This window comes from Mesorhizobium sp. ESP6-5, assembly GCF_020164695.1.
Taxonomy (GTDB): domain Bacteria; phylum Pseudomonadota; class Alphaproteobacteria; order Rhizobiales; family Rhizobiaceae; genus Mesorhizobium; species Mesorhizobium australicum.
In genome coordinates this window covers 146,424-169,334 of record NZ_JAIUGR010000004.1, presented here as the reverse complement: position 1 = coordinate 169,334, position 22,911 = coordinate 146,424, and the positions used below count along the sequence as shown (strand labels likewise).

Sequence of the window (22,911 nt, the reverse complement as noted above, 5' to 3'; positions counted from 1 at the left end):
CCGCCCCCTACGATCGTCATCCGCAAGCACTATGCAACATTAGGAAAATGAGGCGGAAGGGCAAGGGGCGGCCCCGGATTTCATGACGGCGAGACGGCCCATGGCGTGCGACACGACTATGTGAAGCTCGACCTGCCGCAGACCGAGCTTGTCTGGGCCCGGATGGCCTCAGCCCTCGGCGGCGACGAGATGGCCGTTGCCGACGTCGCTGAGCGCCAGTTTCAGCGGCGCCTCGCCGATGCGGCGGGTGGCGCTGGGGATTTCCTGGTCGAGGCGGGCGAAACGGCTTCGGCGACGCGCCGGATCCGGCACCGGCACGGCTTCGATCAGGCGCCTGGTGTAGGGATGGCGGGGGTTGGAAAAAACCTGGTCGCGTGTGCCCATCTCGACGATCTGGCCCAGATACATGACGGCGACACGGTCGGAGATATTCTCGACCACCGCCATGTCGTGCGAGATGAAGAGATAGGCGACGCCGAATTCGCGCTGCAATTCCTTCAGGAGGTCGAGCACGCGCGCCTGCACCGAGACGTCCAGCGCCGAGACGCTTTCGTCGGCGATGATCAGCTTCGGCCTCAGCGCCAGCGCACGCGCGATGCAGACGCGCTGGCGCTGGCCGCCGGAGAATTCGTGCGGATAGAGCTCCATCTGGTCCGATGACAGGCCGACGCGGTCGAACAGCGCGGCGACCCGCTCGCGGCGCTCTTCCTTCGAGGCGATGCCGTGGATCAGCAGCGGCTCGGCGACAAGGTCGCCGACGCGCATGCGCGGGTCGAGCGAGGCGTAGGGGTCCTGGAAGATCATCTGCACGTCGCGGCGCACCGCCTTGCGCTCGTCGCGGCCGAGGCTGGACAAATTGCGACCGCCGACGACGATGTCGCCGCTATACGGCACCAGCCCGGCCAGCGCCTTGGCGGTGGTCGACTTGCCGCAGCCGGATTCACCGACCAGCGCCAGCGTTTCGTTGGGCGCGATCGAAAAGCTGACGCCCTCGACGGCGTGAACGCGGCGGGTGACCCGGCCGAAGACGCCGCCGCGCAAGTCGAAGCGGACGTGGAGATCGGTGACCTCGGCGACCTTCGCCGGCGTTGCGGCTTCGGTTTCCCTAGATTTCTGACGGCCGGCGCCGCTGCCGATGCGCGGCACGGCGGCCAGCAGCTCGCGCGTGTATTCGGCTTGCGGGTGGGCGAAAATGTCCGACGTCTTGCCTTCCTCGACCATTCGCCCATGCCGCATGATGATGACGCGATCGGCCATTTCGGCGACAACGCCCATGTCGTGGGTGATCAGGATGACGCTGGTGCCGTGCTTCTGCTGCAGGTCGCGCAGCAGCTCCAGCACCTCGCCCTGCACGGTGACGTCGAGCGCGGTGGTCGGCTCGTCGGCGATCAGCACGTCCGGTTCCAGCGCCAGCGCCATGGCGATCATCACCCGCTGGCGCATGCCGCCGGAGAGCTCGTGCGGAAATTGCCTTAGCCGGCTTTCGGCCTCCGAAATACGCACCGCCTTCAACGCCTCGATGGCGCGCTGGCGGGCCTCGTCCCGCGACAGGCTGGTGTGCGCCTCGATGGATTCGGTCAATTGCCGGCCGATCGACAGCACCGGGTTGAGCGAGGTCATCGGTTCCTGGAAGATCATGGCGATGCGGTTGCCGCGGATATGGCGCATGCGGCGTTCGTCGAGGGCGGTCAGCTCGGTGGCGCCAAGGTGGATCGTGCCGGCGGAGATGCGCGCGGCGGGCTGCGGCAGAAGCTGCATGATGGCCAGCGCGGTCATCGATTTGCCGGAGCCGGATTCGCCGGCGATGCAGAGCGTCTCGCCACGCTTGAGCGTCAGGGACAGGTTGGAGACGACCTCGCGGGAGCCCTCCTCGCCGCGTACCGAGACGCAGAGGTTGGCGATGGTGAGGATGGTTTCGGGAGTTGAGGTCATTGGGAAGGCAGCCCGGAAAGGGATTTACTCCGGCACACCCCCCTCTGCCCTGCCGGGCATCTCCCCCGCAAGGGGGGAGATTGGCAGTTCCCACGCCCCGCCTCTCTTCCAGCGGTGACGATTGGCGAAAGCCCAAGCGCGATCCGATCTCCCCCCTTGCGGGGGAGATGGCCGGCAGGCCAGAGGGGGGTGCCTAGACGCTGACCTGTCATTCAAACACGCAGCGCGGGAAGTAGAACGACACCACCCAGTTGGGCATGTCGACGATCTCGCTGATGCGCAGGTCGCCGCAGACCGAGGCCAGCATGTAGGCTTCGACCGGGTCGATCTGGTAGCGGCCGGCGAGCAGGTCGACCATCTGCGCCACGGCCTCTTTTGCACCACTCATCAAATCCGGCCCGATCCCCGTCGTCACCTCATAGCCCTTGGCGTCGAGATGCCGTGTCACCGGACCCGGCGTGGTGAAGCGCGGCGTTTTCAGCCGCGCATCTTTCACCAGGTCGAGTTTCAGCACGACGTTCATCGGGCTTTCGATCGCCGTGCCGCAGACCTCGCCGTCGCCTTGCGCGGCATGCGTGTCGCCGACCGAGAACAGCGCGCCCGCCACCTCCACCGGCAGATAGAGCGTGGTGCCGGCGGCGAGATCGCGGATGTCGAGATTGCCGCCGACGCGGCGCGGCGGCACCACCGAGTGGTGACCCATTTCGGCCGGCGCGTTGCCGATGGTGCCGGCGAACGGTTTTAGCGGCACGCGAGCGTTTTTGCCGAACAATGCCGGCTCCAGCGAGGCGGCATCGTATTTCCAGATGTTGAGCGCCGGCTCCTGGAATTCGTCGGCGAGCAGGCCGAAACCGGGAATGTTCGCCGTCCAGCCGAAGCCGGACGGTTTGAACATCTCGATCGTCACCTTCAGCGCGTCACCCGGCTCGGCGCCCTCGACGAAGATCGGTCCGGTGACCGGATTGATCCGGTCGAAATCGAGCTTGGCGATGTCGGCGACGGTGCTGCCGGGCTGCAACTGGCCGCCCGAGGAATCCAGGCACTGGAACTCGATGGTCGAGCCGGGCGCCACCCGCTCGGCCGGGACAAACGAATTGTCCCAGCCGAAATGGTGATGGCGCCCGTGGATGGTGTAGTCGCAGTTATTGCACATCTTTTACGTACACATTGTCATAGTTGATCGGGATATGGACCGGGTCGACATAGAGGTTGTCGGCGCCGCCCATGCGCGCCGATTTCATGGTGAAGCGCTGTTCGTTGAAGACCGGCGCCCAAGGGGCGTCCTCCATCACCTTGTCGTAGATAGCGCTCCACATCTTGTCGCGCTCGGGGGCCTTGGCCGGGTCGACCACCGAATCGGCCTCGGCCGCCTTGGCGTCGAGATCCTTGTTGCAATACCACGACCAGTTCCAGCCGCCCGGTACGGCACCGGCGCAGCCGAGGATCGGGCCGTAGAAGTTGGACGGATCCGGGAAGTCGGCGATCCAGGCCATGCCGCCCGACCAGATCATCGGCGCGCCGGCCTTGTCGCCGCCGGCGGCGATGACGTTGGCCTGGGCCAGCGACTGGATGCTGGCCTTGATGCCGATCGCCGCCAGGTCCTGCTGGATCGCCTGGGCGATGCGCGGGTTGGGGTCGGTGTTCATGGCGAACAATTGCGTGTCGAAGCCGTCGGGATGACCGGCCTCGGCCAGCAGCGCCTTGGCCTTGGCAACGTCATAGGGGTAGCCCTTGTACGCCTTGTCGTAGCCGGGCATCGACGGCGGCAGCGGCTGGTTGGCCGGCACGGCGCGGCCGTTGATGATCTGAATGATGCGCGCCTTGTTGAGCGCCATGTTGACAGCCTGTCGCACCTTCACATTGTCGAACGGCGCCATGGTGGTGTTCATGGTGACATAGCCGGTGTGCAGCTGGCCTCCTTCGACGACACGCGCCTTCTGCTCGGGATCGGCCATCACCTCCTGGAATTTGGCCGGCGGAATGCCGTCGCCGGGCACGTCGATCTCGCCCTTCTGCAGGCGCAGCAGCGCCACGATCGGCTCCTGGCCGATCTCGAAGGTGATCTTGTCGAGATGCGGCAGGCCCTTGTGCCAATAGTCCGCGTTGCGTTCGAAGACGATGCGCTGGCCAAGGGTCCATTCCGCCAGCTTGAAGGCGCCGGTGCCGACCGGATGCTTGCCGAAATCGGCGCCGTATTTCTCGACCTCTTCCTTCGGCACGACATGGGAAAAGTTGATTGCCATGACATGCAGGAAGGTGGCGTCCGGGCGGGTCAGCTCGAACTTGACAGTGTAGGGGTCGACGACGGTGACGCCGGAAAGCGTCTCGGCCTTGCCGGCGGCGACATCGTCATAGCCCTTGATCGAGCCGAAGAAGCCGGCGCCGGGGCTCTGCGTCTTCGGATTGGTGACGCGGTCGAGCGAATATTTCACGTCTTCGGCGGTCATCTCGCGGCCATTGTGGAACTTCACGCCATGGCGCAGCTTGAAGGTGAAGGTCTTGCCGTCGGGCGAAATCTCGTAGCTTTCGGCGAGGTCGGGCTTGAGGTTGGTGGTGCCGGGCTCGTAGTCCATCAAGCCGTCGAACAGGCTCTTGATCATCGACCAGTTCTGCCAGTCATAGCCGATGGCCGGGTCGAGGGTCGCGACGTCGTCCTTGTAGGTGATGGTGATGGCGCCGCCCTGCTTGGCGTTCGGGTCGACGGTGTCCTCGGCGCGGGCGCTTGTCATGCCGAGCATCAGCGCCAGCGCCGATGCCGCGACGGTCGATGCGAGAAACTTCTTCATTGTCCTGTTCCCTTTCTCTGTTTGTTTTCTGGTTCATCTCAGTTTGATACGGGGGTCGATGAAGGGCGCGATGATGTCGGCCAGGAGATTGCCGAGCACGATGGCGAAGGCCGAGACCAGCGTGACGCCCATGATGATCGGGATGTCGACACGCTGGATGGCTTGCCAGGCGAGCTGGCCGATGCCGGGCCAGCCAAACACGCTTTCGACCACGACGATGCCGCCCATGAAGATGCCGATGTCGATGCCGATCATGGCGACGACCGGCAGGATGGCGTTGGGCAGCGCATGGCGGAAAATGATGGCGCCCCGAGCCAGGCCCTTGGCACGCGCGGTGCGGACGTAGTCCTGGCGCAGCACGTCGATCATCGACGAGCGCATCATGCGCGCATACCAGCCGGCGCCGAGGATGCCCATGGTGAGCGACGGCAGCACGAGATGGCGCCATGTGCCATAGCCGCCGATCGGGAACCAGCTCAGCCTGACCGCGAAGACATAGAGCAGCAGCAGGCCGACGACGAATTGCGGCGCCGAGACGCCGATGAAGGAGGCGACCATCAGGGCCTGGTCGGTGGCGGTGCCGCGCTTGACGGCGGCGATCAGGCCCATGGAGAGGCCGATCAGCAGCTCGCACAGGATGGCGCCGACCATCAGAAGCAGGCTCGCCGGCAGCCGCGAGACGATGAGTTCGGTGACTTCCGAGCGCTGGATGTAGGAGCGGCCAAGATCGCCGCTGACGAGCTTCGTCAGATAGTGCCAGTACTGGACGACGAAGGGCTGGTCGAGGCCGAGCTGCTGGCGGATGTTCTCGACCGTCTGCGGCGTGGCGCTGCGGCCGGCGATCTGGCGCACCGGATCGGCGGGCAGGAGATAGAGCAGCGCGAAGGTGATCAGCGAGACGCCGAGCAGGATGAGCAGCGACTGGATCAGCCGGCGTCCGAGATAGGCGATCATGCCCGGCCCCTTTGCGTCGGATCGAGAATGTCGCGCAGCGCGTCGCCGATCAGGTTGAAGGCCAGCGCCAGGGCCAGGATCGCGGCGCCGGGGAAGAACACCAGCCAGGGTGCCGCCTGGAAATAGGTCTGGTTCTCGAAGATGATATTGCCCCATGACGCCGTCGGCGGCTGCACGCCGATGCCGAGGAAGGAGAGCGTGGCCTCGAGCAGCACCGTGGTCGAGATGCCGAGCGTGCCCCAGACGATGATGGTCGGCAGGAGATGCGGCAGGATGTGGCGAAACAGGATGCGCGGCGCGCCGGCCCCGATGGTGCGTTCGGCATCGATGAACTCGCGTTCGGCGAGTGACGAGGTCTCGGTGTAGACGACGCGGGCGGTCTGCACCCAGTTGACCAGCGCGATGACCATGGCGACGATCCACAGGCTCGGCTGGAACACCGCCGCCAGGCAGATGGCGAGCAGCAGCGCCGGAAACGCCATCATCAAATCGGTGAAGCGCATCAGCGCGCCGCCGATCCAGCCGCGGAAATAGCCGGCGGTGACGCCGACCAGCGTGCCGATCAAAAGCGCGACGCCGTTGGCGACGATGCCGATGATCAGCGAGGTGCGCGCGCCGTAGAGGATGCGGGTCAACAGGTCACGCCCGAGCAGGTCGGTGCCCAGCCAGAATTTCGCGCTCGGCGGCAGAGGCGAGCCCTCGATGGTGAGACCGTCGAACATCTGTTCGTTGGGATCGTAGCCGGTCAGCCATGGCGCCAGGATCGCACCGGCAACGACAATGGCGACGATAACCAGGCCGAGCAGCGCCAGGCGGCGCTTGACCAGCCGGCGCCAGACACCGGCGCGCGGTCTGGCCGGCATGCGCCCTGCCATGAGATCAGGCGCGATGGGGCTGGTCATCGCCGCTCTTATCTCCGATGTGGGCTTCCCCGGTCCTGGCTTCCCCGGTCTTGGCTTCCTCCATCATCGCCACGATCCGGCGCGCGGCGTCCTCGACGCTGATCTGCCAGCTCATCGCCAGCGAGCGCAGCTGTGCATAGGCGCGGTCGTCGTCGCCGCCTTTCGACAAAGCCGAGACAGCCCGCACGACGGTCTGGCGTTCGGCGACCCGCTGGCGCAATGCGGCAATTTCGCCGGCTAAATGTTTTCTCGCCTCGAAACTCTGGCGCGCGATCAGCAGCGCGCTGTAGACGCCGGCATTGCCGACCGGCTTCAGGAGCTGGGCGTCGGCCTTGTGCGACAGCGCCCATTCGATGCGGCCCGGCGCCTCGGAGCCGATCAGCGCCACCAGCGGCATTGGCGCCTCGCCCGGCTTCCAGGGGAATTGCTCGTCGAAGCCGAGATCGGCGTCGAAGAAGACGAAGTCGGCGGCCAGCGCCTCCGGTGCCAGTTCCGGCCAGCAATCCACGGTGACAAGGCCGATGGCCGACAACTGCCTGGTGATCGCCTGCATCGTCGGGTGCGGGCGATGCAGGACAAAGGCCCTGGCGCCGCCGAGATTGGGGATGCGCGGGGTTCTGGTCACGACACCACCCGCAAGCGTGGCCGGCCGAATGTCTTTGCGGGGTCGTAGCGCGACAGGTATGGGTCCGGCGCGACCTCGTGCTGCCGGCTGACGACTTCGAAATAGCCGTCCGCGATCCGGCCGATGATGACAGGCAGCGTGGCGTGCTGGGAATGGGCGTCGATGGCGATCGGGCCGAGCCGCGTGGAGAAGCGCCGCTCGGCGAAGGCCTTGGAAAATTCCGCCGGGCCGGCGTCGGGATCGCGCGACAGCACGTCGGCCATTACCTGCACCGAGGCATAAGCGGAGGCTTCGAAGGACGACGCGAAGGCGGCCGGCCGCGGCGCGAAATACGGTCCGACCGACAGATGACCCTTGCCCGTTTCGCCGATCGCCGGCAGTTCGCCCTCGGTCAGGTTGCAGGAGATCACTGGGCAAGATTCAGGACTGAAAGCCGCATCCTCGCCCGCCAGATCGCGATAGGCCGCCAGGAAGGCATAGGACGAGGTGCCGATCAGGTTGTTGAGGATGAAGTTCGGCCGCGTCGCGCGGATCTCGGCGATCAGCCGCGACACGTCGGTCTCGCCGATGCGCAGATAGCGCTCGCCCAGCACCTTGCCGCCGGCATCGGCGATCAGGTCGCGCGCAACGCGGTTCATCTCCCAGCCCCAGATGTAGTTCGACCCGAGCAGGAAACCGTTGGCGCCGAAGCGCGGCACGACATGGGCCATAAGCGGCACCAGATGCTGGTTGGGGCAAGCATGCATGTAGACGACATGCTCATTGGCCTCGAAGCCCTCATAGGGGCAGGCATACCAGAGCATGCCGCCCGCCTTCTCCAGCACAGGGATGGTCTCCTTGCGGCTCCAGGAAGTGACGCAGCCGACGACATGGCGTGCACCGCTGGTCCTGAAGATGTCTTCGCACAGCGTCGCGTAACCGTCGGCATTGCTTTGCGGGTCGCGCTCGACCGGCACCAGTTCGATGCCTGAGCTCCTGTCGGCGTTGATGTCGGCGATCGCGCGCATGGCGCCCATCCGGCACGCGTCGGAGACGAGCTGATAGCTTCCCGAGCGGGAATAGAGGATGCCGATCTCGATGCGCCGTTTCAAACCGATCCCCAAAATGACAATGCCCCGCAGCCAGCGCCGCAAGGGCGAGGCATACGAGGCATATTTGCCGCCCGGCGATCAGAGCCGGTATTTTGCCCTAGCGTATTCGGTCCGGCGGGTCAGTCAAGCCCTCAACGCCATCGCGTCAAACACCGAGTGTCCGGCCATCGCTGGTTCCCGCGAAATCCGCTGCCTCTATTTGGCCGCCGGCCTGTGTTGGCGGGCATAGGCCACGCAGGCATCCACGGTGCTGACACAAAGCGCGTCGCGCTGGTTCGGCAGGTTGTTGTCGCCGGCGTAGGCAACTTCGGCGACACGGCCGCCGACCATGCGGACCTGCGTGTCGCAGTAACCGCCGGGAGCGACATTGACGGAACCGCCGACCGTCGGGATCGCCCCCACGGCCAAGGCAGGAACGACGACGCTGAGATTGCCGCGCTGGACGACGCGCTTATAGGTCCAGATCTGCCCGGACTGGCCGACATCCGCGGTGGCGGTCGGAAATCCCGCGCACATTCGAACATCGGCTTCGCTGAGGCCGACCATCTCCTTGCGTGCCGCGGCCGCCGTTGGATCGACCTTGGCGATGCGCGACGTGTCGTCGGGAACGACGCAGGAGGACTGGATGACGACGATGAGGCCGGAAAGGGCAAGCTTTCGAATGCAGGAAAATGTCATACCGATTATTGAGATCGCGTGGCGCCCGGCCGCCCTCTCTACCTAGGCAAGCCGGCGGTCGGATCAACCCGCACAGCTTCACGAAAAAGTGGCTGTGCAAGCCGTAAAGCTTTTTGACTTCCATGGATGAACCCGCCGGCAGCCAACGAGGGCCGTCCATCATTTCCGGGCGATATCCTCGAAGCTCAAATCGAACCGCATGAGATATTTGCGCAGCCGGCCGGCAGAGGCGGGCTCGTTGAAAACTTGACTGCCTTCCCGACATCCCCGGATGGCGCGGCGCCGTCATGGTCGACCCGGCGGCGTCCTGTGCTCACATCCCTGAGTTTTTTGAGAGAATATTCCCGGCTTTGCCGAGAACGGCGAAACACGTTCTTTGATAAAATCAGTAGAATTTCTGACGATGTGAACAAGCCTCGGCAATCCGCCTTGCTGCCATGACTTCACAACCGCAGAGATCAATCATGTCCGATCCCAACAACACTTTGCCCTCTTCCCCATGGTCACCCCTCACCCGCCGCAGCGGCCTTGCTCTGCTGTTCGCGTCGGCCGTCGCGATCGGCAGCCTGATGGCGCCGCATGCGTCCTTGGCTGAGGACAAGAAGGCGATCAAGGTCGGCATCATCAGCGGCGAGGACGAGGATGTCTGGCGTGTCGTCGTCGCGCAAGCAGCCGAAAAGGGCCTCAGCATCGAGACCGTGGTGTTCAACGACTACACCCAGCCCAACGAGGCGCTGGAGCGCGGCGAGATCGACGCCAACGCCTTTCAGCACCAGCCCTATCTCGACAACCAGATCAAGACGCAGGGCTACCACATCGTGCGTGTCGGCTATACCGGCGTGTGGCCGATCGGCCTCTACTCCAAGAAGTACACCAAGGTTGCCGATCTGCCGGAGGGCGCGGTGATCGGCGTGCCGAACGACCCGTCCAACGAAGGCCGGGCGCTGCGCGTGCTGCAGAATGAGGGCGTGATCAAGCTCAGGGATGGCACCGGCATTCTCGCCACCACCGCCGACATCGCCGAAAATGCGAAAAAGGTCGAGATCAAGGAGTTGGATGCCGGCATCGTCGGCCGCTCGGTCGAGGATCTCGACGCCGCCGTGGTCAACACCGACTGGGCGCTGAAGAGCGGCCTGACGCCGGAGAACCGCATCGCTCAGGAGCCGATCGCGGACAATCCGTACCGCAACTTCATCGCGGTCAAGGTCGGCAATGAAAACGAGGCCTGGGTGAAGACGCTGGTCGCGTCCTACCAGAACGAGGCTGTGAAGGCCGAGTTCGACAAGGTCTATAAGGGCACCGGCCTCAGTGCCTATTGAGTTATGCGGGCACTGACGTGCCTTTGACAGCTTAAGCGGCCCGCGCGATGCGCGGGCCGCGATCGCATTTCGGGACCTGCCGATGAACCAGCATTTTATCGCAACCACCGAGGCCGCGGATCAGGCCGCCACGCAGGACGTGGTGCGCCTTGTCGACCTGAAGCGCCGCTTCGGCCAGACGGCGGCGCTCGACGGCATTTCCTTGACGGTGCGCAAGGGCGAGGTTCTCGGCATCATCGGCCGCAGCGGTGCCGGCAAGTCCACCCTGATCCGCTGCCTGAACGGATTGGAGCGGCCTGACACCGGCGAGGTGTTCATCGAAGGTCGCGAGATCAGCCGACTTGGCGAGCGCGAGTTGCAGCCGCTGCGACGGCGCATCGGCATGATCTTCCAGCATTTCAACCTGCTGTCGGCCAAGACCGTCGAGGACAATGTGGCGCTGCCGCTCAAGATCGAGGGCCGGCCGAAGGCGGAGCGGCTGAAGCGGGCGGCGGGGCTGCTCGATCTCGTCGGCCTGTCGGAGAAGGCAAAAGCCTATCCGGCTTCGCTGTCCGGCGGCCAGAAACAGCGCGTTGGCATCGCCCGAGCGCTTGCCGCGCGGCCAGCGCTGCTTCTGTCGGACGAGGCGACCTCGGCACTCGACCCGGAGACGACGCGCTCCATTCTCGCCCTGCTGAAGGATATCAACCGCCAGCTTGGCCTGACCATCCTTTTGATCACCCACGAGATGGAGGTGATCCGCTCGATCGCCGACCGCGTGGCGGTGATCGACGCCGGGCGCATCGTCGAGGAAGGGCCGGTCTGGTCGGTGTTTGCCGATCCGCAATCGGACATCACAAGACGCCTGCTCGGGACCATCCGGCCGCAACTTCCGCCGGAGCTGGCGGCGCGGCTGCTGCCGGGAGCTGGCACCGAAACGGTCCTGCGCGTCGACGTGGCGGGCGAGGCGGCGCGCGAGCCGCTGCTGTCCGACCTTGCGGCCGCCGTGCCCGGTCCCTTCCGCCTCGTCCATGGCGGCATCGACCACATCCAGCGGCAGCCGGTCGGAACGCTGTTCCTTTCCGTCCCCGGCAGCGATGCGAGCCATCTCGCAGAAATCATCACATTCCTGAAATCCCGCCAAGCGCGGGTGGAGGTGCTTGGCCATGTCGCCGATCCTGTTTGAGCTTCTGTTGCGATCGATCTGGGAGACGGTGCTGATGACGGCCGCCTCCGGCCTGATCTCGCTGGTGTTCGGCCTGCCGCTCGGGCTGGCCTTGATTGCCACCGAACGCGGCGGCATCGCCGAAAGCCCGGGGGTGAACCGCGTGCTCGGCGCCGTGATCAACGGCTTCCGCTCGGTGCCGTTCATCATCCTTCTGGTGGCGCTGATCCCCCTGACGCGGCTGATCGTCGGCACGTCGATCGGCACATGGGCGGCCATCGTGCCGCTGTCGATCGCCGCCACGCCCTACTATGCGCGGATCGCCGAAGTGTCATTGCGCGAGGTCGACCACGGACTGATCGAGGCGGCGCGCGCCATGGGCGGCAATCGCTGGACGATCATCCGCGAAGTGCTGGTGCCCGAGGCGCTCCCCGGCATCGTTGCCGGCTTCACCGTGACACTGGTGACGCTGGTCGGCGCCTCGGCGATGGCAGGCGCCATCGGTGCCGGCGGCCTCGGCGACCTTGCCATCCGTTACGGCTACCAGCGCTTCGAGACGTCGGTGATGGTCGCCGTGGTGATCGTGCTGATCATCCTGGTCTGCGGCATCCAGTGGGTGGGTGACCGGCTGGTGGCGAGGCTGGATCGGCGGGGATAGTGAGCCGGCTGGTATTCAGGGCCGACCATGAGCTTCTCATGGAGCGTCGGCGATGGTCACCATAAGTAATTTGAGAACCACAACGATTTCCAGCCAAGCCGCGCTAGCCCCTCAGCCTCGCCCCTTCCGGGTCGAAGAACGGCATCGGCACCACCACCGCGCGGGTCGGTTTGCCGTCGATAGCGATGCTGAGCTTTGTTCCAACGCCCGTGAACGGCAACCGCAAATGCGCTGTCGCCAGCACCTTGCCCAAGGAATAGCCGTGGTCGCTGTAGGTGACCACGCCGGCGTCCTCACCGTCGGCCATCACCCGTGTATCCGTCGCGGCCGGCTTGTCGCCGTCGAGGACCAGCCCGGTCCAGCGCTCGTCGAGGCCCTTGTCGCGCACCTTGAGCAGCGCGTCCCGGCCGATGAAATCGCTCTTATCGAACTTGATCCAGCGGTCGAGGCCGACATGGAACGGCGTGCGCGTCTCGTCCATGTCGATGCCGTGCGCGGGATAGGCCTTTTCCAGGCCGAGCGTGAACATGGCCAGCACGCCATAGGGTTTCAAGCCGAAAGCTTGGCCAGTGCGCATCAGCGCGTCCCAAACCGAGGTCGCCTCGTCGGCCGGCACGAACAGCTCGAAGCCGAGTTCGCCGGTCACGCCTGTACGGGAGATCAAGACCCGCGTTCCGTTGATATGGCCTGATGTGAAGGCCCAGCGCTTCAATCCGTCGAGATCAGCGTCCGAAATCATCGCCTTCAAGAGATCGCGCGAGCGTGGGCCCTGGATGGTGGCGAAGGCGACGGCGGCCGTGATGTCGGTGACATAGGCCCTGCGCCCTTGCGCATGATGCTGGAGCCAGGGCAGCATCTTGAGGCGGTTGACCGAACCGGTGACCAGCATGAAATGCTCCGCGCCCAGCCGGAACACGGTGAGGTCGTCCATGATGCCGCCGTCCTCACGACAGACGGTGGAATAGCGTACTTGGCCCGGCTTCATCGCCGCGGCGTCATTGACAATGACATGGTTGACCAGCGCCTCGGCGTCGGCACCCTTGATGTCCATCTTGCCCATGGTGCTGAGATCCTGCACGCCGACATTTTTACGCGTATTCAAATGTTCGTCGGCGATGCCGGAGTAATATTTGGCCGAGATGAAATCGCCGCCGACCCGACCCATGGCCGCACCCAGCCCAACGATGCTGCTGTAGAAAGGGGAGCGCCGCTCAGCCAAGAAAATCTCCATCATTCATAAAATATCGGCAGCGCCGGGTGGCGCCGCCGAGCTCGATTGGTACCGGGATCAACTCCCGTAGACGTCGAACGAAAAATACTTGTCGTTGATTTCCTTGTACTTTCCGTTGGCGCGCAGCGCGTCGATTGCCGCGTTGAACTTGTCGGCCAGTTCCTTGTTGCCCTTCTGCAGCGCAATGCCGACCCCGGGGCCGTGAATGGCCGGATCGGCGGTCAGCGTGCCGAGCAGCTTGCAGCAGGCGCCGTCGGGCTTCTTCAGCCATTCGGTCAGGATGATCGAGCCGTCCATCATCGCGTCGAGGCGGCCATTGGCCATGTCGGTGCGGGCGTCGTCGCCGGTCGGGTAGACCTTGACGGTCGAGCCCGAATATTTCTGCTCGGCGAAATTCTGGTGGATGGTGGCGCTCTGCACGCCCAGCACCTTGCCTTTCAGATCGTCCGGCGAGGTGCCCGCGATGGTCGAGTCCTTCGGCACCGCGATGGCCGGCGGCGTCTGGTAGTATTTGTGGGTGAACTCGACCTTTTCAGCCCGCTCGGGCGTGATGGTGATGTTGATGATGGCATCGAACTTGCCGGCCTGCAGCGCCGGAATAGAGCCGTCGAAATCCTGTACGGTGAACTCGCATTCGACCTTCATCTGCGCGCACAGCGCCTGGCCGAGATCGATGTCGAAACCGCCCAGCGTGCCGTCGGCATTGGCGTGGTTGAAGGGCGGGTAGGCACCCTCGGTACCGAGCCTCAGCTTTTTCTCCTGGGCGGAAGCAGCACCGGTTGCGAGCGCAAAAGCTACGGAAGCGGCAAGCACGAAACGACCGAAAAGACGCATGGTCCAGATCTCCGTTGACCGGCGAAGTCTACGGGCTTTCATGCTCCCGGCGGAGACGGAAACGACATGTGCCGCGGCGATCACGGCGCGAGGCAGTTGCTTCGCGTCCGGTCAGGTTCCTGGTGCCTCGGCCCCGAACAGATCCCTGGCTTGCTCCATCGTATAGTAACCAAGCTGGACGTCCCGTGTGACCAGTTCCGGATCGCGCTCACGCGGATCGCCATAGCCGCCGCCACCCGGCGTGCCGACGCGCACGCGGTCGCCGGCCTTCAGCGGGATGTCCTGCTCCTTGGAGAGGTGCGGCGGCACATGCTCCTCGCCGTTGCGGAACACGGTCACGCTGTTGGGCTCGCCATCCCGACCGCCAAGGGCGCCCTGCGGACCGAAACGGCCATGGTCCATGACAAAGGAGGCGCGCGCCTCGCCGCGCAGGATCTCGACCTCATAGGCGAGGCCAAAACCACCACGATGCTTGCCGGCGCCGCCCGAGCCTTCGCGCAAGGCATAGTGGCGATAGAGCACCGGAAAGGCCTGCTCCATGATCTCGACCGGGGGCGACTTCGAAATGCCGATGGTCGAGCAGCCATTGGTCAGCCCGTCATGCCCCGAATTGCCGCCATAGCCGCCACCGGATATCTGGTACATGACGTAGTCGCGGCCGCGCGCCGGATCATTGCCGCCGAGCGCGAAATTGCCGCTAGAGCCGGCTGGGGCCGCCGTCACCTTGTCGGGCAGCGCCTGCACCATCGCCGCGAACACCGCCTCGGCGATGCGCTGCGACACTTCCGCCGCACAGCCAGACACGGGGCGCGGATACTTTGCGTCGAGGAACGTGCCCTCTGGCCGCTTGATCTCTAGCGGCTCGAAGGCGCCGGCGCTGATCGGCACGTCCGGAAAGATGTGGCGCATGGCGAGATAGACCGAGGACAGGGTCGTCGCCAGCACGCTGTTCATTGGTCCCGCACAAGGCTTTGACGAACCTGAAAAATCGAACGTCAGCGTGTCGCCCTTCTTGTCGACTGCGAGCGCTATGGTCAGCGGTTCGTTGACCACCCCGTCGGAATCGACAAAAGCCTTGGAGCGGTAGGTGCCATCGGGAATGGCCGCTATATTGGCGCGCAACTGCTCGGCGGCGCGGCGGCGTAGCTCGGCGATCGCCTCGACGACGGTTTCGTCTCCGTAACGATCCAGGATTCCATTGAGCCTGTCCTGGCCGATCAGCAGCGCGGCGGCCTGCGCCCGGATGTCGCCGATGCGCTGGTCGGCGACCCTGATGTTGGAGCAGATGATGGCGTAGATTTCAGGGTCGAGCACGCCCTTCTTGAACAGTTTTACCGGCGGCAGCCGCAGACCCTCCTGCTCGACAGCGGTCGCGGATGCGGAGAAGCCGCCGGGCACGGAGCCGCCAATATCGGGCCAATGGCCGGTGTTCGACAACCAGCAGAAGATCTTTCCGCCGCGATAGACCGGCATGGCGAAGCGCACATCCATCAGATGCGTGCCGCCGAGATAGGGATCGTTGACGATGTAGATGTCGCCCGGCTCCGGGGCCAGGCAGCGGCCGTCGGCGATCATCTCGATCACCGTCCTGGTCGAATATTGCATGACGCCGACAAACACCGGCAGGCCCTGACTGCCCTGCGCGATCAGCGAGCCGTCGACGGCGGAATAGATGCCGTCCGAGCGGTCATTGGCCTCGGCGATCACGGGCGAGAAGGCGGCGCGGGAAAAGGTCAGGTCCATCTCGTCGCAGACCTGCTGCAAAGCGGCCTGGAGCACCGAAAGCGTGATGGCGTCGAGCTTTGCGTTATCCACTGACATGTCAGGCCTCGCCAATGTCGATGATGATGTTGCCGTCTGCATCCGAGCGCGCGCGGTCGCCGGGTTCGAGCACGGTGGTCGCATCCATCTGTTCGAGGATCGCCGGCCCTTCGATGACTGCATCGAGCGGCAGCTTTTCCCTGCTGTAAACCGGCGTGTCGTGCCAACGCCCGGCGTACCAGACCGGTCGGATCTCGCGCCGCGCCCCGTCGAGCGTCCTTGCCCGCCCGGCCGGGTCGATCAGCCGCGACAGGTCGATCGCCGGTCGCACGCCGGTGACCGAGGTGTTGAGGTTGACGAGGTTGGCGCGGATTTCCGGCAGCTCCACCTTGAAGCGGGCGAAATAGGCTTTCTCGAACAACGCCTGCAATTGGCTCCGGGTCACCGACGCGGACGGCAGCGGCACGTTGATGATGTGGGTCTGGCCGACGAACTGCATGTCGGCGGAGTGGGTGACGCGGATCGTTTCCGGCTTCACCGCTTCCTTGGCGATCAGCTCCTCGCCTTCGTTCCGGTGCCGTTCCAGTACTTGGTGGAGCTGGCTTTCGTCCAGCACGGCCACGGGCTGGTTGATGGTGTTGACGAAGTCATGGCGCAGATCGGCGACGACGCAGCCGAGCGCGTTGGTGATGCCGGGCCGCGCCGGCACCAGCACTTTGGGCAAGCCGAGTTCGCGCGCGAGCGCCGTCGCATGCAGCGGCCCGGCGCCGCCGAAGGCGAACAGCGCGAAATCGCGCGGATCATGGCCGCGCGACACCGACACCATGCGGATGGCGCCGGCCATCTTCATGTTGCCGAGCCTGAGCACCGCGCCCGCCGCCTCGACACCCGACAGGCCGGTTGCCTTGCCGATCCTGTCCTCGAAAATGCCGGTGACGCGCTCCGATGTGACCGGGTTTTCGACGGCCAGCAACTTCTTCGGCGCCAGCCGGCCGAGCACCAGGTTGGCGTCGGTGATCGTCGGCTCAGTCCCGCCGCGCCCATAGCATATCGGGCCGGGATTGGCGCCGGCACTTTCCGGGCCGATCTGGATCAGGCCGGCCGCATCGACGCGGGCGATCGAACCGCCGCCGGCGCCCACCGTATGCACCGCCACCATCGGCACATGGATGGGCATGGCATATTCGATCTCGATCTCGTTCGAGACCGCCGGTTCGGCGTTGCGGATCAGCGCCACATCGGTCGAGGTGCCGCCCATGTCGTAGGTGACGAGGTTTTCGAAGCCTGCGCGCTTGCCCGTATAGGCGGCGGCGATAACGCCGGAGGCGGGGCCCGACATGACCGTCTTGGCCGATTCACGTGTGACGAAGCGGGCCGAGATCATGCCGCCATTGCCGTTCATGATCAGGAAGTCGCGGGCATAGCCCTTGTCGGCCAATTCCTTGCGCAGCCGCTCGACGTAGCGCTCCAGGATCGGCTGCACCGAGGCGTTGACCGAGGCCGTCACCCCGCGCTCGAATTCGCGCGCCTCCGACAGCAGCGCATGGCCTGACGTGATGTAGCCGTTCGGCCAGGATTCGGCGGCGATCTCGGCGGCGCGCCGCTCATGCGCAGGGTTGGCATAGGAGTGGAGGAAATGGATGACGAGGGATTCGCAGCCGGCCGCGATGAGCGTCTGTACCGCCTCGCGCATCTCGGCTTCATCGAGCGGCGTGCGCACCGCACCCGACGCCTCGACGCGCTCCGACACTTCGAGGCGCAGGTTGCGCGGAATGATTGGGACGAAGGTTCCGGTCATGCCATAGGGTTGCGGCCGCGTCCGCCGGCCGAGTTCGATCACGTCGCGAAAACCGCGCGTGGTGATCATGCCGGTCTTGGCCAGCCGGCGCTCCAGCACCGCATTGGTGGTGGTGGTCGTGCCATGCACGATGAGGTCGATTCCCTCGATCGGAAAGCCGGTGACGCCAAGCGCCGAAACCACGCCAAAGGCCTGGTTGTCGACAGTGGTCGGGGTCTTGGCCAGATACACCTTGCCACCGTCCTTGCCGTCGATCAGGAGCAGGTCGGTGAAGGTTCCGCCGACATCGATGCCGGCGACGACGCTGCCCAGGGAATCCGGCGGCTGCACCGAAAAATTCTCTTTCATTGTCGAAACCCGAAATGCTGAGACTACGGATATGCCGCAGTTTGGAAAGGTGTTTTACGGCGGCATCTTGACGCAAATATCGTTTGTATACTAATAAATTCCGGACACAAGAGCTTACCGCTTCGGTAGCGTGCATGGCATGCCGGAACCTGAATGGTTCGGGCGCGCACGGGAAGGTTTGGCGCCCGCGTCTCTCATTGGGCGAGAAGGTTGGAATCGATGAACACCACGCCCGCGTTCAACACCGCTGAAGCCCGTCCGCTGCAGTTTCCGATTCCGGCCAACGTCTATGCCGAGACCGTCGTCTCGGTGAAACACTATACCGACCGGCTGTTCTCGTTCCGCATCACCCGGCCGCAGTCGCTGCGCTTCCGCTCGGGCGAATTCGTCATGATCGGCCTGCCCAATGCCGAGAAGCCGGTGTATCGCGCCTACTCCGTCGCCAGCCCGGCCTGGGACGAAGAGCTGGAATTCTTCTCGATCAAGGTGCCGGATGGCCCACTGACCTCGGAACTGCAGAAGATCCAGGTCGGCGACACCGTCATCATGCGCCAGAAATCGACCGGCACGCTGGTCGTCGACGCGCTGACCCCCGCCAAGCGCCTGTTCATGATCTCGACCGGGACCGGCATCGCGCCCTTTGCCAGCCTGCTGCGCGATCCCGACACTTACGAGAAGTTCGACCAGCTGATCCTGACCCACACCTGCCGCGACAATGCCGAGCTGATCTACGGCCAGGAACTGGTGGCGGCGCTCGAAAGCGACCCGCTGATCGGCGAGCTGACCACTGGGCGCGTTACGCTGTACAATTCGACGACCCGCGAAGAGTCGGCGCGAATGGGCCGCATCACCGCGCTGATCGGCTCCGGCAAGTTCTACAGCGACCTCGGCATCGAAAAGCTCAATCCCGAAACCGACCGCATCATGATCTGCGGCTCGATGCACATGCTGAAGGACGTCAAGGAGCTGGCCGAAAGCCTCGGCTTCCAGGAAGGTTCGCTCAGCCACCCCTCGAGCTTCGTCGTCGAACGCGCCTTCGTCGGCTGAGGCCAGCGCGTCTCCCAGGAAGCTGATTTTTGACAGCTGCTTTCGCGGCCTTTTTCAGCTATCCCTCGCTTGAGGACTCGTGAAGCGCGACTTCGCGGGCTATCTTCGTGCGTGTCGCCCAAAACTGTCGACGGCTTTGGGAGAAGGATGCGCGCGTGAGATATCAAGCGCACGCCGCTGAATGAAAGGGCAGGAGATGAGCAGCACAATCCGCGAAGCCGATCTTGGCACCAAGGTGACGCCGCTGCCGGCGCGCGCCGCCGCCAACACGCCGGTGCCGCTGGACCATCATTTCGCGCGCAATCCCGGCCTGAAACTCGACCTCGGTTTTCTCGAATCGGTACGCAGCGTCAACCGCTCCGCGCTGGAACGCCGCGTCGCCAGTCTGACCAAGCGGCGCTCGATCAAGGCCGACAACCAGGCCGCCTGGCTGCTGCGGGCGATCGCCTGCATGGACCTGACGACGCTCAACTCCAACGACACCGAGGAGCGCGTGCGCCGGCTCTGCGCCAAGGCGATCAACCCGCTGCGCCGCGACATCATGGAAGGCCTCGGCATTGCGGGCGAGACCATCCGGCCCGCCGCCGTCTGCGTCTACCATCCCTTCGTCGCCACGGCCGTGGACGCGGTGCGCGGCACCGGCATCCATGTCGCCGCGGTCTCCACCGCCTTTCCGCATGGGCTGGCGCCGCTGTCGACCCGGTTGCAGGAGATCGAGGCCTCGGTGAAGGACGGCGCCGACGAGATCGATGTCGTCATCCCGCGCGGCCTGGTGTTCGGCGCCAAGTGGCGCGAGCTTTATAATGAAATCGTCTCGATGCGGGCCGCCTGCGGCGACGCGCATCTCAAGGTCATCTTGGGCACCGGCGACCTCGCCACGCTGCGCAACGTCATGCTGGCCTCGATGGTGGCGATGATGGCGGGCGCCGATTTCATCAAGACGTCGACCGGCAAGGAAAGCGTCAATGCCACACTGCCTGTCGGCCTCGCCATGGTGCGCGCCATCAGGGCCTATTTCGAGGAGACAGGCTATCTCATCGGCTTCAAGCCGGCCGGCGGCATTTCGACCGCGAAAGTCTCGCTCGACTGGCTGGTGCTGATGAAGGAAGAGCTCGGCCGTCCATGGCTGGAGCCGGAGCTGTTCCGCTTTGGCGCATCGAGCCTGCTGACCGATATCGAACGTCAGCTCGAGCATCATCTGACCGGGCATTATTCGGCCAATCACCGCCACGCGATGGCTTGAGCACCCCCACCCCGATCGGCTTTGCCGATCGACCCTCCCCACAAGGGGGAGGGTGAAGGAGGAACCTGATGAACGTCCTTGAACGCTATCACGCCATGGAATACGGCCCGGCGCCGGAGGCTCGCAACCAGGCCGATGCATGGCTGGCCGGGCGCGATTTCTCCAAAGCGCTGTTCATCGGTGGCGACTGGAAAGCGGCCGGCGGCGGCAAGACCTTCGACACCAGCGAGCCGTCTTCCGGCAAGCTGCTGGCCAAGGTGTCCGATGCCAATGCCGCCGACATCGACGCGGCGGTTGCGGCCGCCGCAAAGGCGCTGCCGAAATGGAGCGCCAGTTCCGGATACCAGCGCGCGAAAGTGCTCTACGCCATCGGCCGCGCCATGCAGCGCCACCAGCGGCTGTTCGCGGTGCTTGAGACGATCGACAACGGCAAGCCGATCCGCGAAAGCCGCGACATCGACGTGCCGCTGGCGATCCGCCATTTCATTCACCATGCCGGCTGGGCGCAGGCGCTGGACAGGGATTTTCCCGGCCAAAAGGGTGTCGGCGTCGTCGGCCAGATCATCCCGTGGAATTTTCCCTTGTTGATGCTGGCCTGGAAAATCGCGCCGGCGCTTGCGGCGGGCTGTACCGTGGTGCTGAAGCCGGCCGAGTTCACGCCGCTCACCGCCATTCTGTTCGCCGAGATCTGCGAGCGCGCCGGCGTGCCGAAAGGCGTCGTCAACATCGTGCAGGGCGGTCCGGAAGCGGGCGCGGCGATCGTCAACCACCCCGGCATCCAGAAAATCGCCTTCACCGGCTCCTCGGAAGTCGGCAAGATCATCCGCAAGGCCACGGCGGGCTCAGGGAAAAAGCTGTCGCTGGAACTTGGCGGCAAGTCGGCCTTCATCGTCTTCGAGGACGCCGATCTCGACAGCGCTGTCGAGGGCCTGGTCGACGGCATCTGGTTCAACCAGGGCCAGGTCTGCTGCGCCGGTTCGCGCCTGCTGGTGCAGGAAGGCATCGCCGATGCCTTGATCGCCAAGGTCAAGACACGGATGAGCCGGCTGCGTGTCGGCAGCCCGCTCGACAAGAACACCGATATCGGCCCGCTGGTCGACCTGACCCAGCTCGACCGGGTCAAGGGACTGATCGCCGAAGGTGCCCGGCAGGGCGCCGTCTGCTGGCAGCCGGATGCAACGCTGCCGTCTTCCGGCTACTATCACCTGCCGACGCTCGCCACCGGTGTTTCGCCGGCTAATATTCTGGCGCAGGAAGAGGTGTTCGGGCCAGTGCTCGCCACCATGACCTTCCGCAACACCGAGGAAGCGATCGAACTCGCCAACAACACGCGCTATGGCCTCGCAGCCTCGGTGTGGAGCGAGAACGTCAACCTGGCGCTCCATGTCGCGCCGCAACTGAAGGCTGGCGTGGTCTGGGTCAACGGCACCAACATGTTCGACGCCGCCTGCGGCTTCGGCGGCTATCGCGAGAGCGGTTTCGGGCGCGAGGGCGGGCGCGAGGGCATGTTCGAATATCTGGCGGCGAAACTGCCGCTCGGCCCGGTCATCAAGCAGGCGACATCGTCGGTGCAGCCCGTGGAACAGGCGGACGGCGTCGCTATCGACCGCACCGCGAAGCTGTTCATCGGCGGCAAGCAGGTGCGGCCGGACGGCAATTACTCGCTTGCCGTCGCCACCGCCAAGGGCAAGCTCGCCGGCGAAGTCGGGCTCGGCAGCCGCAAGGATATCCGCGATGCGGTTTCGGCTGCCCGCGCCTGCAAAAGCTGGCCGGAGGCGACCGCTTATAATAGGTCGCAGGTGCTTTATTACCTGGCCGAGAACCTTTCCGGGCGCGCGGAAGAATTTGCCGCCCGGCTCACCGAACTGACCGGAGCCAACACCAAGGCCGCGCGGGACGAGGTGGAGCTCTCGGTCGAACGGCTGTTTTTCTATGCCGGCCTCGCCGACAAGTTCGAGGGACGCGTGCACCAGCCGCCGGCGCGTGCCGTGACGCTGGCGCTGCATGAGCCGGTCGGCGTCGTCGGCATCGTCGCGCCGGACAATCAGCCCCTGCTCGGCTTCATCTCGCTGGTCGCGCCGGCGCTGGCCATGGGCAACACGGTGGTCGCCGTGCCGTCGGAACGGTATCCGTTGCTGGCCACCGATCTCTATCAGGTCATCGAATATTCCGATGTGCCGGCCGGCGCCATCAACATCGTCACCGGACGCACCGCGGAGCTTGCCGGCGTGCTGGCCAAGCACGACGACGTCGACGGGCTCTGGCTGTTCGCCGACGCGGATACCTGCGCCAAGGCGGAAGCCGAGTCCATCGGCAACCTCAAACGCGTCTGGAGCGGCAACGGCCGCAGCCTCGACTGGGCCTCGGAAGAAGCCGCCGGCGACGTTTTTCTGCGCCGTGCCATCGAGGTGAAGAATGTCTGGGTGCCTTACGGCGACTAGAGCATGATTCCGAAAAGTGTGAAGCGGTTTTCGGACGACATCATGCTCTATCTCTTTGATTTAGAGACGGATTCAGATTTCAGGTCGACTTGACCTGAAATCGTCCGGCTCTAGGGCAT

Annotated in this window: 18 protein-coding genes; 6 read left to right on the top strand and 12 right to left on the bottom strand. The window is 64.9% G+C overall.

Annotated features, from left to right (window positions below):
- Positions 1-168: 168 nt before the first annotated feature.
- The 8 genes from LB524_RS07715 to LB524_RS07680 all read right to left on the bottom strand — a co-directional run bounded on the left by LB524_RS07715 (position 169) and on the right by LB524_RS07680 (position 8,968).
- The gene (locus LB524_RS07715; protein ID WP_224524935.1) at positions 169-1,932 is read right to left on the bottom strand and encodes an ABC transporter ATP-binding protein; all 1,764 of its coding nucleotides are present in this window, start codon (positions 1,930-1,932) and stop codon (positions 169-171) included.
- A 208-nt stretch (positions 1,933-2,140) separates the two neighbouring features.
- The gene (locus LB524_RS07710; protein WP_140660255.1) at positions 2,141-3,085 is read right to left on the bottom strand and encodes an acetamidase/formamidase family protein; all 945 of its coding nucleotides are present in this window, start codon (positions 3,083-3,085) and stop codon (positions 2,141-2,143) included.
- Entirely contained in the window at positions 3,075-4,718 is a 1,644-nt protein-coding gene (locus tag LB524_RS07705; RefSeq protein WP_140824644.1) for an ABC transporter substrate-binding protein, read from the bottom strand. The genes LB524_RS07710 and LB524_RS07705 overlap by 11 nt, the downstream gene beginning before the upstream one ends.
- A 33-nt stretch (positions 4,719-4,751) precedes the next feature.
- The gene (locus LB524_RS07700) at positions 4,752-5,672 is read right to left on the bottom strand and encodes an ABC transporter permease (protein WP_224524934.1); all 921 of its coding nucleotides are present in this window, start codon (positions 5,670-5,672) and stop codon (positions 4,752-4,754) included.
- Positions 5,669-6,574: an ABC transporter permease gene (locus LB524_RS07695; protein ID WP_140619737.1), complete on the bottom strand. Its 906-nt coding sequence runs from the start codon at positions 6,572-6,574 to the stop codon at positions 5,669-5,671. The genes LB524_RS07700 and LB524_RS07695 overlap by 4 nt, the downstream gene beginning before the upstream one ends.
- Positions 6,552-7,199, bottom strand: coding sequence for an ANTAR domain-containing response regulator (locus LB524_RS07690; RefSeq protein WP_224524931.1), 648 nt, complete (start codon positions 7,197-7,199; stop codon positions 6,552-6,554). The genes LB524_RS07695 and LB524_RS07690 overlap by 23 nt, the downstream gene beginning before the upstream one ends.
- Entirely contained in the window at positions 7,196-8,290 is a 1,095-nt protein-coding gene (locus LB524_RS07685) for a transporter substrate-binding protein (RefSeq protein WP_224524919.1), read from the bottom strand. The genes LB524_RS07690 and LB524_RS07685 overlap by 4 nt, the downstream gene beginning before the upstream one ends.
- 195 nt (positions 8,291-8,485) lie before the next feature.
- Complete coding sequence (locus LB524_RS07680) at positions 8,486-8,968, bottom strand: hypothetical protein (protein WP_224524917.1); 483 nt, start codon at positions 8,966-8,968, stop codon at positions 8,486-8,488.
- A gap of 464 nt (positions 8,969-9,432) precedes the next feature.
- Here LB524_RS07680 and LB524_RS07675 point away from each other — a divergent pair, with 464 nt between their 5' ends.
- From LB524_RS07675 to LB524_RS07665, 3 genes are all read left to right on the top strand, one after another.
- Positions 9,433-10,287, top strand: coding sequence for a MetQ/NlpA family lipoprotein (locus tag LB524_RS07675; RefSeq protein ID WP_140792325.1), 855 nt, complete (start codon positions 9,433-9,435; stop codon positions 10,285-10,287).
- A gap of 82 nt (positions 10,288-10,369) precedes the next feature.
- A complete protein-coding gene (locus LB524_RS07670; protein WP_224524913.1) occupies positions 10,370-11,452 on the top strand; it encodes a methionine ABC transporter ATP-binding protein in 1,083 nt (360 codons plus the stop codon).
- On the top strand, positions 11,433-12,089 hold the full coding sequence (locus tag LB524_RS07665) for a methionine ABC transporter permease (RefSeq protein ID WP_015314635.1): 657 nt from the start codon (positions 11,433-11,435) through the stop codon (positions 12,087-12,089). Before LB524_RS07670 ends, LB524_RS07665 begins: the two co-directional genes overlap by 20 nt.
- A 103-nt stretch (positions 12,090-12,192) precedes the next feature.
- On the opposite strand, the gene LB524_RS07660 is transcribed toward LB524_RS07665, so the two are convergent.
- The 4 genes from LB524_RS07660 to LB524_RS07645 form a co-directional block, all read right to left on the bottom strand.
- Complete coding sequence (locus LB524_RS07660; protein ID WP_318012218.1) at positions 12,193-13,323, bottom strand: aminomethyltransferase family protein; 1,131 nt, start codon at positions 13,321-13,323, stop codon at positions 12,193-12,195.
- A 54-nt stretch (positions 13,324-13,377) separates the two neighbouring features.
- On the bottom strand, positions 13,378-14,154 hold the full coding sequence (locus LB524_RS07655; RefSeq protein WP_224524907.1) for an ABC transporter substrate-binding protein: 777 nt from the start codon (positions 14,152-14,154) through the stop codon (positions 13,378-13,380).
- Between the two features lie 111 nt (positions 14,155-14,265).
- On the bottom strand, positions 14,266-15,975 hold the full coding sequence (locus LB524_RS07650) for a hydantoinase B/oxoprolinase family protein (protein WP_224524903.1): 1,710 nt from the start codon (positions 15,973-15,975) through the stop codon (positions 14,266-14,268).
- Position 15,976: 1 nt separating this feature from the next.
- Positions 15,977-18,061: a hydantoinase/oxoprolinase family protein gene (locus tag LB524_RS07645; RefSeq protein WP_224524901.1), complete on the bottom strand. Its 2,085-nt coding sequence runs from the start codon at positions 18,059-18,061 to the stop codon at positions 15,977-15,979.
- Between the two features lie 219 nt (positions 18,062-18,280).
- Between LB524_RS07645 and LB524_RS07640 the strand changes: the two genes are divergently transcribed.
- The 3 genes from LB524_RS07640 (at position 18,281) to LB524_RS07630 (ending at position 22,792) form a co-directional block, all read left to right on the top strand.
- Positions 18,281-19,108: a ferredoxin--NADP reductase gene (locus tag LB524_RS07640; RefSeq protein ID WP_140660268.1), complete on the top strand. Its 828-nt coding sequence runs from the start codon at positions 18,281-18,283 to the stop codon at positions 19,106-19,108.
- A 196-nt stretch (positions 19,109-19,304) separates the two neighbouring features.
- Positions 19,305-20,351, top strand: a complete 1,047-nt coding sequence (deoC, locus tag LB524_RS07635) for a deoxyribose-phosphate aldolase (protein ID WP_224524898.1) — start codon at positions 19,305-19,307, stop codon at positions 20,349-20,351.
- A gap of 68 nt (positions 20,352-20,419) precedes the next feature.
- Positions 20,420-22,792 (top strand): aldehyde dehydrogenase family protein, encoded by a 2,373-nt coding sequence (locus LB524_RS07630; protein ID WP_224524895.1) that lies wholly within the window; start codon positions 20,420-20,422, stop codon positions 22,790-22,792.
- Positions 22,793-22,911: the final 119 nt, after the last annotated feature.